Origin of the sequence: Alkalihalobacillus pseudalcaliphilus, from assembly GCF_028610675.1 — a bacterium.
Lineage (GTDB): Bacteria > Bacillota > Bacilli > Bacillales > Bacillaceae_D > Alkalihalobacillus > Alkalihalobacillus pseudalcaliphilus.
Window position 1 is genome coordinate 135,093 of record NZ_JAQQWS010000007.1, and the last position, 12,969, is coordinate 148,061.

The following is a 12,969-nucleotide window of genomic DNA, read 5'->3' on the forward strand; positions in this document are numbered from 1 at the left end:
CTATTCAGATATTTGAGATTCGTCAAGCGGAATTATTCTCTTTATATCGATTCGAGATAAGATTAAGTCACCTATTACTATAGTTATACGATCGGGGTCGTTAATGGTTTCATTTATTTTTTCGGAATCGTAATTTTCTACTTCTGTTACGTAAGTTTCGTTGTCTTGCGTTATAACACTTAATTTTAGCATTAATACGTTCCTCCTATTCGACTTTGAATGAAATACCTTGCATCTATCTGCGCGTTTATACGTGCAAGACCGTTCGGACGAATTGTAACCTCATGACGTGTTCCTCTTGTGACTTTACCGCTACTATCTTTCGCGAGGTAAGGAATTAGATTAAGTTTATCTGCCCTAAGCTCTGTGTGTGGGACTAGATTTCCGTCAACTCGGATTTCTAACGCGGTAGGCATTGAATTTAGCGTATAAATACCGTGCTCGATTTCGTGGGTGTGATTAGGTAATGTAATTTGATGTGTGTGCGACGGTATATCAATTTCGTGAGTGTGCGCGGGTATAACCACATTATGGCTGTGATTCGGTATCGTCACATTATGGGTATGGTTTGGTACCGTAAAATCGTGCGAATGCGAAGGTACCGTAAAGTTATGCGAATGAGTAGGAACCGCCACAGAATGCGTGTGATTTCCGGAACTCCCCCACGTTTCGAGAACTTGATTCGCCGCTTCCAACCGCACCAAAGAACCGTTGGAAGCTTCGTACATATTTAGCGGCGGAGGACCTGAAACATCGTTATTACGCACAAACATAGTATGCTTATGATCTCCGCCCGCAGCACTAGTCTGCGTGCTACCTCCGCCATTTGACGTACTAGTAGATGTGCCGCCGCCGCTCGAAGTCGACGTACTAGTGCCGCCGCCGCTTGAACTACTCGCAGTTGTACCTCCTCCGCTCGTACTCGTTTGCGTTGAGCCGCCGCCACTTGACGTTGACTTAACGACAGCACCGCCTGCGGACGTAGACGATACGACCGCGCCTCCGCCTTCGATTGCCCGGCTATATGCGCGAAAATTAGACGTCTCTAGCGTTAGGTCAAGCGTATTTACGTTAATTAAGTCCTCGTCCAAGTAAAAACGAATAACCGCGGGGTGCTGGGCGTCGCAGTTATCTTGATATGGATACGAGTCGACGTTAGTTGACCCTTGCGAATAGGTGTCGTTAATTTGTTGTCGTCGCTCTAAGTCCGTTTGGCTGACGGCTAAATTGTCGCGCTTGTTGCCGATTTCAAGCGATACTGCCCACGGTTGTTCGCCAACGTCCGACTTTGCGTACTTCATTACGCGCACATCAACCACGCCTATGTCAGCGTCATGTATGCGGACTAGTTTGCCGACGTCGTACCGGCTATAGTCGCCGAGCAATTTCAATTCGACGAGGTCGAGCGTATATGACCGCAGCGGTCGCTTTAATTCTTCGAGCTTTATTTTTGCCGCGGAAAACAAAGAGTCGACATCCTCATAGCGGCGGTCGACCCAAATATAATTGATTACGCCATAGTCCGCCACCGTGTCCGCTTGAATGTACGGAAGCCCGGTCGGGTTTACAGCGCGAATATTTAGTTGATTGACGCCCTCGCCGTAGCCGAGCGGATAAATTCGTGTGGCGACGGGCAGCGGGTCCTCTTCCTTCGTAATGCCGACGATGTTTTTGCCCCAACGCGCCTCGCCGGAAATTTCGTCGGTCGCCGCTTTTAAGTGGAGAACCCACGGAAAGACCGTAGTGTCCCACGTCCATTGATACGCGACATCAAACGGTCGAGGCACGCTTAAAAGGACGGATAACACCGTTTCGTGTTCCGCCCCGTAATGGAAGTAACGCGTGAAGTCGCAGTCGCCGAGTATCCAGCGCGTGGATTCTTGATACGCGAGTACATCGGTAAGGACTGCGCGCGTCGTATAATTTGACCGCTGAAAATAGCCGAAAATTACGTCGTCAATAAGAGTCGCGAGTACATGTTCGCAGTTATACGTGATGGTTTCGGTCGATTCCGACTTTTCCGTTGCTTTCGGCATAATGCGGTAGAGGTCGACGCGTTCGCCGTTATCGTATAGTTCGACGAAATTAAATGGCGTGCATAGCGCGTTCTTTGGGTCGTCGAGTGGTAGCGTGAAGGTTGCCGAGCCTAGTCCGTTTAGTTCGATGGTGTAACCGACGTTGAAGGCGTTGGTTAGGCGTCCTAGGGGCGTCATATTGCGTGAGTACACCTTAATCATTTGACATATTCTCGGTTCCGTACTGATAACTTCGGTCTGATCCATCGCCTAACCTAGTTGCATGTACTTCTTTATCGTCTAAGTTAATAGTAATTACATCCATCGCCCCATTAGTAGATAACTGACACATCGTAGTGTTAAAGAATGGGATACCTAAATCGTTAGGCTTAGAAAAAAAATCTCTATGTGTATGTCCATAGAATATTCCGATTATGTCATGGGACCTATCAAATGTCACTTCTACCGACACCTCCCAATCCTCCGCATTCGAGTGGTAGGAGTAATTAGACCCCTCCTTAAACGCCTTCAAAATGCCCTCAATCGACTCACTATTTTTAGGAACTCCTTGCCATGTTTGTAATACACTTTTCCTAGTTCCTATATGAGTGAATATCAGTAGTTGATAATCTTCTTTACCTTGTAAATCTAATGCATTATTAACTAACCAATTAATCTGACTTTGACTATAACCTAGCCCGTTTGTGTTCCCTGAATATTTTAAGGTTCCATCATCTAGGGGTATATACGGGTAATCACAGGCATCCAAGAAAATGGCTCGTACCTTTTGGTCTGTAAAGTCTCTGTAAAAATACCTAGATAGAGGATTATTTAGATCTAAACATACCTCGTGTTCGAAATTTTTAATAACAAAGTTAGCCCATTCCCGCCTAGTAACCGTTAGATGTGCTTGGTTGTTATTGTTGATCGAATAAGAGTTATCATCATGATTACCATTCACTAGATAAACAGGGACATAGCTTCCCATAGACTTCATACTTTCCATAAAATTCCTTAAAGCTTCATCTTTATCCGAGTAATAGCCGCTATGCAAATCCCCCCCATGTACAACAAAATCAATTTTACCGTACGACGTCATTTGCGATAAACTTTGGAAGTTATCGTTCATTACCCTATAGGAGTTCCCCCAATCTCCATGCGTGTCTGTCAAAAAAACAAAACTAATATTTCTACCTGGGGACCGCGTCTTTGTAGCTCTAAACAAAACACTAGACGCATCATCAATTTTTGTTTCAATATCCACATCAAAAAATGGAGAGTTTAAACGTACTCCGTCATTTATTTCGCGAATAGTAACCAATGCTATCCGACTATTACCTATAGGCCCATATGCGCTTGTAAACAAAAAATCTTGTGTTCTAGTGTCAAACACTAACCTTGAATGAGTCTGCGTACGAGTATTAATTATTGTTAGATTGTCGGGGATAGTATAAAAAGAATTTCCGTAAATTATCCTAGATGTTCCATCGCTATTAAAGCTAAATACTTTACTATCAGGGTTATATGTGGGCTTCTTTAGGTTAGACGGAGGTAAGTATCCTAAATTTGAAGCGTTCGCGGTTAGTTTGTCTGAATGTATAGAGTTGTTAAAAATCTGCTGCTCCCCTCTAAGAGTTATCTCAAATAAATCTGAGTAAGCTCTAGTACCTCCTGCGGACGATGACCTAACCATCGCTAGGGTTAATTCATCTAAACTGGTAGGAGAATATGAATAAATAAAATAAAATTGTTTTGTTGATGTGTTGAATAGTAATTTCGCATGGGATCCTTCGGTTTCATTTATAACTCTTGTATTGGCAGGAACCTCGTACCATTCATCCTCCCAAATTATTCTAGCTGTGCCATCCCCTTTAAAGTCGAAAATACCTGTAACTCCGTCATAGTCAGGAATTTCGGTATTATATGGGAGTGAATAGTATACTAAGGACCTTTTAATATTATCAATAGTCTGGTTTACTTTTATTCTCCCAGTGTTTAAAGAGTCGTTGGAGTTAATATGTGAGACAGCCATCGTCAACCTCCTATAAGAAAATATCTCGAGCTTTGACTATAAAGTCAAAATTCAGTCCTGAACCTGCTATTGACAGGACGTTATTACCCGGCAATAGCTCGATAAAATCACCGTTTAATGCGTCGAACCTAGCCACTCCGTTTCTCGTCACTGTTTCCGATTCACAGTCCACGATCCATGTCGCCCCTCCAAGCGAAGCCAACGTGAACGCCCGACCATTCGCGGCTACCCTTACGTTTGTGCCCGCACCACTTAACGTAATGACCGGCTTAACCGCCTGTCCGCTTATGGTCACGGATTGTGTAGTAGGAGCGACCACACGAACAACTCCGCCTCCGCTTTCGTGTCCGAGCAGGTAATTCCAGTCAAACGTAATAATTTCGCTTCCCCACGTAATCTCGTCCGCAGAAACTACGGAATAAGCGTGCGGGTCCGACGCGGTCAACGGTACTTTAATAATCGCGAGGTTAGCAACGCGTTCCACCGTTAGTGCCCCGCTTAAACGCACGTTAAAGTAGCGGTCAACTGCGTCGCCGAATCGAAGCTTGCGCGTTTTAGGACGCCCTTGCGCGTCGAGTAGTTCCGCCTTTAACTCGTCAAGTTTTCGATTAATGTCCGCATAAGTCGGCTGGCGTTCGAGCACGGCGTCGAGCATAAATTCCCGCGCACCAAAATAGGCGCCAAAGTCGTAATGACCGTGACGCCCCGGCACTGTGACCGTTCGGTTACGCAATTCCGGCAAGCCCGGCTCCTCGGACGAAAGGCGGAAGCGCCAGCCGCGGTCTTGTAGTCGCGTGTCGTCTAAAAATACGTCTGCCTCATTAGCCATAGCGTAATCCCGCCCCTCTCGCTACATTGCGTTGATCTTTTTGTAATTCGCGGCTGACCGTGTCTTTTACCGCGGCGCCGACTAGTTTGCCGTCGATATATACGTCTTGACCCGCTTCCATTGCGTTGGCTATGCGTGCTAAATACGGTACAGCGGTGTCGTCACGGTGATTAACGTCCAGCGACGAGCTTAACTTCGACGACGACGTTAGCGACGGCGATAATTCCGCCGACGTGACCGGTACAATGGCGGCTTGCGCTAGTTTAGCGGCAGATTTGCCTACAGACCCGACCATATCATCCATACCCATCGCCAAGCCTTCGCCTGTCCATTTACCGATTTTTTTCATTAGTCGCGAAGGTGAGTGCGTATCAAGCGTACCGGTAATTGCTCCAATAACGTTGTTTGCGATCCCTTTCGCCGTTTCCCAAACAGCCGAAGCCATCTCGCCTATTCCGTTTATCAGCCCTTGTATAATATCCTTACCGATTTGGAATAAGTCGACGCCTTCGAAAAAACCGACGATGTTATCCCAAATATTAGTAACGATGCCCCATATCGCATCCCAAGCACTCTCCCAATCGCCTTTTATGACCGACATTACAAAGTCGATGATGCCCGCCACAACGTCAATCGCGGTCGATATGATCGTTTTAATTAAGTTCCACGCTACCTCTACAATCCCGGAAATGACTGGCCAAATTACTTCGAATAGCCCCTTAATAAATCCGAGTGCCCCGCCGATTACTGCCTTAACTACCCCCAATACAGCTTCAATAGCCGTCTTGATGCTATTCCACGCAGTAGACGCCGACTCTAAAATTGCCTCGCCGTGTTTCGCCCAAAACTGTTGGATGTGTCCGAAAACTTGCTGAATAATACCGCTAATAAAGCCGACCACTTCTTCAATTACGGTTAGAATCGTTTCCCAAACAGCCTTTGCCGCGTTGATAATCGTCTCGCCGTGTTCTTCCCACAGACCGCGGACAAAGTCAAGCGCAATTCCGATTACCTCTAAGAGCAAACCGAACGCTATTTGTGCCGCATCAACAATAGCCTGCCACGCCACATTAACCATGTCGCGGAACCATTCGACGTTGTTATACGCGTATATAAGCCCGCCGACAACCGCCGCAATAGCCCCGACAATCAGCCAAACTTTAGCGGTAGCAATGCCAAAGACCGCCCCTAACGCCTTAACTCCGTTAGATATTAATTTGATAACCGGTGCGAAAATGCTAAATGCTGATATAAGTTTGCCCATGATCATTAGTATCGGACCGAACGCAACGGCACCGACCACGATATTTGCGAGTAATTGCTGCGTAGATTCATTTAAGCCGACAAACCAATTTACCGCACCCATGACGATATCTACGACGTTTTTAATAGCCCCTGCGATTGCCTTTGCCGCAGGAACGAAAGCCTCCGCTGTATTGTCGAACGCGTCCGTAATCCCTTCGAGCGTGGTTTTAAGTCCGTCAAATGCGCCCGAATCCTTCCAAACGGTTTCGCCCGCACGCGCCATCGCCGCTTTCATATTCGCCCATTTACCGGCAAGCGTTTGACCTTCCGCGTCAATCATTCCGCCCATTGCTACCGTTTCGCCGGCGATTCCTTTTGAACCGTTCAATACGCCTTCGGAGATAATATTCATGATTTCCTCTACGTCGTATGCGCCACTCGATAAAAAATCTCGTGTTTCTGCTCGCGTCTTTCCTAACGCGTTACCGACAATAAGTGGTACATCAACAAAAGCTGATGCAAATTGATTAATTAACGTACCGTCCATCCGACCCATTGCGAGCGCCGATTGTTGTAAACGCGTTAAACGTTGTACTAACTCCGTATCACCTTTCATAGACGCTAAGTTCATATTCGCGAGTATCGCCATTTGTGCAGTCGCGTCCTCAACGCCAGTTGATTTCAACTGCGCGAACGGGTCAGCAATTTCATTTAATCCGTACCGCGTTCCTTTAACGATTTCAAGTACGCTTTCCATCGCTTTTTCTGCGTCCGTGGCGGAATCGTAAATGGTGTCAAACATAATCGCGACTCGCTCACCTTCCATTAAACGCTTAAGTCCCAGCGTGCCGACCGCTGCGCCTAGTGCTGTGATCGGGGCAGTTGCTTTCGTAGCTTTTGATCCGAGATTGTACATAGAGTCTCCGACATTTTTTATCTGACTACTTAATCCTTGTGATTCCTTAACGACCTGCCCCATCTTACGCGTAAAATCCGATATGTCAGCGCCAACCCTCACGAGTATGTCGTTAATCATACGCTTCCTCCTTTCCGTTAAAGTTAAATTGCGAAAGCCAGTCGGCATTGTTACGCGACTCTTCGGCTTTGTTTCCGAGTTCCGCTTCGATGTCCGGATGTGTATATAAGTCGGTGGGCTTTGGCTGTTTTTCACGGTCAGCTTTTGTAAGCCATATAATGTACGTGGCTGTTTCGTGCCTTTCGTCTTGCTTCCGTTTCTCTTGCGCCTTGATTAGCAATGTAAACTCTCGCGGAGTCATATCGTAAATCTTGTCAGGCGTAAGCTTTAGGTACCGCCACCCCGCAAACAACGCTTGCTCTACCGACGTTAATTCGCCTATTCCGTCAATTTCGCTAATGCTTCCGTCGCCTTCGGATCTCCGCTCAGTTTCATGAACTTGTCGACGGTTTTCTTGTAGAAAAAAGATTTCGTCACGACCTCGTTAGAGAGCTTAATGATTCCGTCTAGGTCGAGCTTTTCGGCTTCGAACGCTTTTTCGATTTCCGCTTCAATATGCGCGAGTGTAAAGTTTTGTTTAGCGTGGAATAGCCCTGCGTGTACGATATGCGGAAAAATGTCTAAGTCACCCATCATCGCAAGTCCGACTAGTCCCATTTGCCCGTTTTCGGAATGTTTGTCGAGATATTTAACCGACGCGTAAGTAAGCTTTAATTCGTATTCTTTTCCTTCAATTTCAAATGTCGCCATGTATAATCAACCGCCCTTTTCGGTAATTTTCGATAATAAAAAGACGCCCGTTAGGACGCCTTATGGATTTACGTCTTGCGCACCTTCCGGAATTTCCGTGATAGTTTCTTTCGTGACTACCCCGTTAAGTTTCGCGGAAAGGTTATAGTTAGCGAACTCCCCGTTAGAGTAGGTTTTCTCAAACGACTGAATCATGTATTCGCCTTTTTCCGCTTCTAGCGTGCGCTTATTGATTTCGTAGATTTCGATGAATTTCTTTCCGCGGATAGCTTCTTTCGCGAAGTCAACGAAAGGATCTCCTTCGGTTACGATACCATCAAGCGAGACTTCTTCCGTTACTTTTCCGTAGTCTGCGCCTGCGCCGTCTTTCGTGTCTAGCTCGATTTCGTCCGCGCTGATATTACGCGATCCGTCTGTTTGGTTAAACGGTCTTACTAACGTATCCTCGTTCGCTATGATTTTTACCGCGAAAATTATCTCTTCGCCTTTATACGCTCTGCCCAAATTTATCGCCTCCTGTTATATGTGCGGTCTACCTCGATATCGAAGTAAACGCGATGATAATTTGTCACGTCCGCCACATTTTCAGGCGATATCGGTGTGACAGCCGTTAAATCACATAAAAAAGACCCGATAATCGGCGCGGGTAATTGCGTCGTATCGAGTAAGTCAAATTCGTCAAATTTAAAAATGTCCGTCAGTTCGCTCTGCTTAAAGGCGCGGTCGCTCGCGGTCGACGCGTGATAGCCGACCTGGAATCGGTGTATTGTGCGTGCCGTTTCGCGACCTTTCGATATAAATGACTCGCCGTTTTGCATTTGCTCGACCGTGATAAACGGCTTTTCTGCCGGCAACTTAACGCCGTCAAATAACCATATCGCATTGATTCCGGTCGCCACCCGCAAATAATTAACGATTGAAAACGTAATAGCGTGCTGCATTATTTACCGAACTCCTTTACGCGACGTTCAATCGCATCTCGGTAATCTTGGCGGTGTTCCCATACCGCTTTACGAATAAAGCCTTTACGTGCGACATGTTCGTATTCTTGGCGTCGAGCATACGGTAAGTTCGACCCCCACGTCCAAAGCATCAACTTTTCGCGCCGCACACTCGCGATAATAGAGTTACGTAAAAAGCCGCGGTAGACCGGAGCCATTTCCGCGGATGAGTTCGCCATTTTTGTCGCGTAGGCTTCGGTGATGCGGTCGATGTCGCGGTCAAGAGTGCCGCTGTCTAATTTTTTAATGAGTTCGCTAACTCCGTGTATGCTGACGTTCATCTTCATACGCGTCGCCTCGCTAAAAATTCAACGCGATTTCGAACGCCGATACCTTTTTTGTCCTGCGCGATTAACTCGTAATCTTTGTCGTCATGTTCGACGTATCTTAGCGCGGCATAAATGTCGATAATTAAGTCGATATCTACGCTAAACCAAAGATCGCCGACTACCGCCTCTATTCCGCCGACTAAAATTCGCTCGGCTTTTGATAGCGATGACACTTCCGTCACAACTGCGTTAACATTACGAGTACCTCCACCTGTTCCCTGTATCGGCTCGTTAGTGAACGGGTCGCGGTCGGGCTTTCCTTCGTAAGTGACCGTAATTAATCTTTCGCGTCCGGCGACCACTTCCCGCCTAGTGGCGCGTATAAATTCGATATCCTCTTGCGTTAACATTACAACCACCTCGAATCTATTTCGTATGTCACGTATGAGGTGCAGTTTGGATGCGGATTGTAAACGTCGGAATCGCCCGGCAAGAATACGCCCTTACCGAGTCCATACCGATCCTCATTCGCGAGGTCTACGCAACCTTTTGAACGTTTTATTCCGGGGTGAAGGCGCAAGCCCGTTACGACTTCGGAGGCTTTCGCGTTAAAGTCGGCAGCCGCTCGATACGCCGTATTCCCTTCCGTGACGACTAGGCGCTCTATCTTCCACGTATCATTATCGTGTACGCGACGGACATTTCGTATCATAGTGCCGACCGATTCTCCGCGTAAAATGTCCGTACGTAAGACGGACGCTATCTTGTCCCGTTCATCGCCTGCCAAGCGCCAAACACGGTCAGATAGCACAAGTCCATCCGACTCAAAGCGCCGAGCTACGTAATTAACGACTTGGCGGTTAATTTGCTCCATATTCGCGGTCACGCCGGCTGACCCGATTGCCCGCTCTAATCCGTTGTTAATTCGGGTCGTCGTCCAGTCCGCCGTTTCCGTGATTATCCCGCTCATAGCTGCGTCGCCGTATCTACGTATGTTCCGCTCCACTTCGTCAAGCTCGCGTAGTAACCGGTTAAGTCTCCGCCTCTCAATCGAGCCGTCAGCGCCCGCAAAGTCCGCAAGCAAGTCGGCTATGTCGCCCCGCACACGACCAATTTCTCGAATCGCATATGCTTGTTGTTTCGCGTTAAGCTTTCCGTGTTGGTCGCTTACCCGGCGGAGTATAGCGTCGAGCCGTTCCTGATTCGTCATCGGTCTTGTCTCCGCGGTGCTTTAAACGTACTAAACCTCGCACGATCCTCCGCTATTTTACGCCTGTGCTCAATTCGTAATTCACGCGCTAGCTTTCGATAATTGTCCGAGATCATCGACTTATTGACCGCTTCCTCGCCGTCCGTATACTGGAAATAATGCCCGACTTGCGCCGCGATTTGAAAACATCCGTCACCTTGCGCGTATAGTAAGATTTTAGCCGTATCTATTTCGGGGACGTCGGACGTGTCGCTATAGCCGTGATAAATCATCGACTCTATAACCCACGTAGCCACGTCCTCGTCCGTTACCCCCGGAACCGCTCGAAAGCGAGCGAGCAAACGCGTTTTTAAGTCGTCTATAGTCGCCATCCGACCGCCTCCTTATTCTTCGTCTTTTTTCGTTGCTTTAGGCTTACGTTTAGGGGTCGCTTTAACAACGACCTCCTTCGCGTAGCCAATTCCGATTAAATAAGCCGCGTCTTTTGACTCGACCGTTAATTGCTCGCCTTTACGCTTGCCGTCGATAACAGCGTCAAGGACTTCGATTTTAACTTGCGCCATTATACGCTATATACGTCCGCGTGGAAGATTAGCGCAGGGTCCTCGACGGCAGGGAAGCCCGCAGCTACAGCACGTAAAATTGATTGGATCGGCTCGTCAACGTCTTTCGCCTCTAATACGATGCCCGGCTGGAATCCGTTTTCTACCGTTGGTCCGACTAAGAAGTTACCTACGCCTTCGCTTAGGAATACTATGCGATTTTCCGGCATGAACTCGATTACTTCTTGCTCGCCTGTGTAGATGTCTTTTACCGTTACCTTGCGGTCGTCAACGATTTGGATAGTCGGTAAGCCGTAGCCTTGTAATACTTCGTTTAATTGCGCTTGATTTACGCGTGTTACTCCGTCAGGACGACCGGCTTCAACTACGATGTTAAGGTTACGTAAAAGCTTTGCGTTAGCTTCGCGCGACATCAAGATTACGCTTGGACGTTGACCAGTCGAATCAACATACGTGTCAACCCACGATAAAAGGTCGCCTACTACGTCACGGTTAACGTCGTTCCACCCTTCGCCCGTTAGCGCTACTTTGTGCTCGGCAGGGATTCCGAAATCTACGGCAACTTTTACGCCGTTTTTGTTATACGCGAAAGTACCTTTCGTTAATGCCTCCATTTTGATTACGTCAATACGACGACTAATAGCTTCGACCAGATCAAGTCCTTTTACTGTTAAACGTTCAACCATTGCGGACTTCTCACCGTTGTTACGAGCTTGGTGTAACGCAAGTAATTCGGACTCCGTTGCGATGTACTTTAACCCCATTTTCGCGATTTCACCGGACATGCTTGCTACTGCGTCACGGTCAACTACCGGCGGCTCTGAACCGTAACCGATCATCGCGCCGATGTGCTTAGATTTTTTGATAACGTCATACGCGAAAGTATTCGAATACGTATTCTCGTTCGGTAAGAAACGGTCGCCTAAAGTTTCTGTGCGGTCTTGAATTGATTCGTCGATTAATCCTTTAAGATAAGGTTTTTGAAATTGCTCTAAATGTGTGATACCAGCCATGATATAAAATTCCCCCTAATATTGTTTTTGGTCAAAGAAAAAAGACGCCCGATTTACGGTGCGTCCGATTAAACGTGATTTACATAACGAATTAGTGGTTTTGTCGCTTCTTTAAATTCCGCAGTTACATTACTCGGTAACTTAGCTTCGTATACTGATCCGCGAACAATTACCTCGCCAACGATTTCGTCGTTAACACCGTCAACGTTTACGTCAATGTTCAAAATTCCTAACTCGCTGTACTCGCCTACCGCGTCGAAGATTTCCCATTTCCCGTTAGCTTTCTTGCCGATTGCAGAACCTAACTCGACGTAAGTGGCTCCGATTGCAGCAGCGTCTAAAGTTGCGCCAGCTTCCACGAATTGTAAATGCTGAGACGCGAGAATGTTTTTACCGCCAACGAAATCCGTGCGGCTAGTTTGTAAATTATAAGAACCCATTACTTAATTCCCCCTGTTATTTAATATTTAAAGTCAACGAACCGCCTACTTACGTAAACGACCCGACGCTTTCAATTGTTGGTAATATGATTTCGCTTTCGTTTCCGGTTCTAAGATCGTCGACTCCTGACGTGAGTTTCCATTTAATATCGGGTCAACTCCACCTTGTTTCGGCGCGATATCCGCCTTTAATTCCGCTAATGATGCTCTTAGTTCCTCGTCCGTTTCGCCTTCGAGATACTTTCCATACTTAGCGATTTGCTCGTCTGTGTAACCGGCTTTAGCAAGCATAGCTTCTTTCTTCGCGTTAAATGCCGATTGCTTAATTTCAGCGAGCTGTTCTTGCGACTTATCGTAAAGCTCTTTCCATTGCTGCTTGTCCGCTAAGTCTTTCGTTTCCTCCGCCTGCTTCGCTTCTTCGAACTCTTTTAACTGACGCTTTAAGTCGTTTACTTCGTCAATCTTCTCTTTAAAGCGATCATACGGAACTTTTTGCTTCTTAGTAGGACTTTCTCCTTCCGGAGTCTCTTCCGGTTGTTCATTCACGTTCTGCTCCGTTGGTTCTTCGTTTGGTTCCGCGAAATACTGCAAATTAATCGGTAATAGCATACGTTTTTTCATTTGTT

General features: G+C 46.9%; 17 protein-coding genes. All 17 read right to left on the reverse strand.

Annotated features, from left to right (window positions below; all coding sequences use genetic code 11):
* A complete protein-coding gene (locus PQ479_RS15060; RefSeq protein WP_053070364.1) occupies positions 1-192 on the reverse strand; it encodes a hypothetical protein in 192 nt (63 codons plus the stop codon).
* Entirely contained in the window at positions 192-2,282 is a 2,091-nt protein-coding gene (locus PQ479_RS15065; protein WP_337957116.1) for a phage tail spike protein, read from the reverse strand. Before PQ479_RS15065 ends, PQ479_RS15060 begins: the two co-directional genes overlap by 1 nt.
* Complete coding sequence (locus PQ479_RS15070; protein WP_047988339.1) at positions 2,230-4,047, reverse strand: metallophosphoesterase family protein; 1,818 nt, start codon at positions 4,045-4,047, stop codon at positions 2,230-2,232. The genes PQ479_RS15065 and PQ479_RS15070 overlap by 53 nt, the downstream gene beginning before the upstream one ends.
* A 10-nt stretch (positions 4,048-4,057) precedes the next feature.
* Complete coding sequence (locus PQ479_RS15075; protein ID WP_047988338.1) at positions 4,058-4,876, reverse strand: phage tail domain-containing protein; 819 nt, start codon at positions 4,874-4,876, stop codon at positions 4,058-4,060.
* Entirely contained in the window at positions 4,869-7,157 is a 2,289-nt protein-coding gene (locus PQ479_RS15080) for a phage tail protein (RefSeq protein WP_047988337.1), read from the reverse strand. The genes PQ479_RS15075 and PQ479_RS15080 overlap by 8 nt, the downstream gene beginning before the upstream one ends.
* Positions 7,150-7,449, reverse strand: a complete 300-nt coding sequence (locus tag PQ479_RS15085) for a phage tail assembly chaperone (RefSeq protein WP_047988336.1) — start codon at positions 7,447-7,449, stop codon at positions 7,150-7,152. The genes PQ479_RS15080 and PQ479_RS15085 overlap by 8 nt, the downstream gene beginning before the upstream one ends.
* Before the next feature lie 26 nt (positions 7,450-7,475).
* Positions 7,476-7,847 carry a tail assembly chaperone gene (locus PQ479_RS15090; protein WP_047988335.1) on the reverse strand — a complete coding sequence of 124 codons (372 nt, stop codon included), beginning with the start codon at positions 7,845-7,847 and terminating at the stop codon, positions 7,476-7,478.
* A gap of 60 nt (positions 7,848-7,907) precedes the next feature.
* Positions 7,908-8,351, reverse strand: coding sequence for a phage major tail protein, TP901-1 family (locus PQ479_RS15095; protein WP_083991210.1), 444 nt, complete (start codon positions 8,349-8,351; stop codon positions 7,908-7,910).
* Between the two features lie 2 nt (positions 8,352-8,353).
* On the reverse strand, positions 8,354-8,788 hold the full coding sequence (locus PQ479_RS15100) for a hypothetical protein (RefSeq protein ID WP_047988333.1): 435 nt from the start codon (positions 8,786-8,788) through the stop codon (positions 8,354-8,356).
* On the reverse strand, positions 8,788-9,135 hold the full coding sequence (locus PQ479_RS15105; RefSeq protein ID WP_053070363.1) for an HK97 gp10 family phage protein: 348 nt from the start codon (positions 9,133-9,135) through the stop codon (positions 8,788-8,790). The genes PQ479_RS15100 and PQ479_RS15105 overlap by 1 nt, the downstream gene beginning before the upstream one ends.
* Entirely contained in the window at positions 9,132-9,527 is a 396-nt protein-coding gene (locus PQ479_RS15110) for a hypothetical protein (protein ID WP_047988332.1), read from the reverse strand. The genes PQ479_RS15105 and PQ479_RS15110 overlap by 4 nt, the downstream gene beginning before the upstream one ends.
* Positions 9,527-10,327, reverse strand: a complete 801-nt coding sequence (locus PQ479_RS15115) for a hypothetical protein (RefSeq protein WP_273717071.1) — start codon at positions 10,325-10,327, stop codon at positions 9,527-9,529. The genes PQ479_RS15110 and PQ479_RS15115 overlap by 1 nt, the downstream gene beginning before the upstream one ends.
* On the reverse strand, positions 10,324-10,698 hold the full coding sequence (locus PQ479_RS15120) for a hypothetical protein (RefSeq protein ID WP_273717072.1): 375 nt from the start codon (positions 10,696-10,698) through the stop codon (positions 10,324-10,326). Before PQ479_RS15120 ends, PQ479_RS15115 begins: the two co-directional genes overlap by 4 nt.
* A gap of 12 nt (positions 10,699-10,710) precedes the next feature.
* Positions 10,711-10,890, reverse strand: coding sequence for a hypothetical protein (locus PQ479_RS15125; RefSeq protein WP_047988330.1), 180 nt, complete (start codon positions 10,888-10,890; stop codon positions 10,711-10,713).
* A complete protein-coding gene (locus PQ479_RS15130) occupies positions 10,890-11,903 on the reverse strand; it encodes a major capsid protein (RefSeq protein ID WP_047988329.1) in 1,014 nt (337 codons plus the stop codon). Before PQ479_RS15130 ends, PQ479_RS15125 begins: the two co-directional genes overlap by 1 nt.
* 68 nt (positions 11,904-11,971) lie before the next feature.
* A complete protein-coding gene (locus tag PQ479_RS15135; RefSeq protein WP_047988328.1) occupies positions 11,972-12,343 on the reverse strand; it encodes a hypothetical protein in 372 nt (123 codons plus the stop codon).
* A 45-nt stretch (positions 12,344-12,388) separates the two neighbouring features.
* On the reverse strand, positions 12,389-12,964 hold the full coding sequence (locus tag PQ479_RS15140; protein ID WP_047988327.1) for a hypothetical protein: 576 nt from the start codon (positions 12,962-12,964) through the stop codon (positions 12,389-12,391).
* Positions 12,965-12,969: the final 5 nt, after the last annotated feature.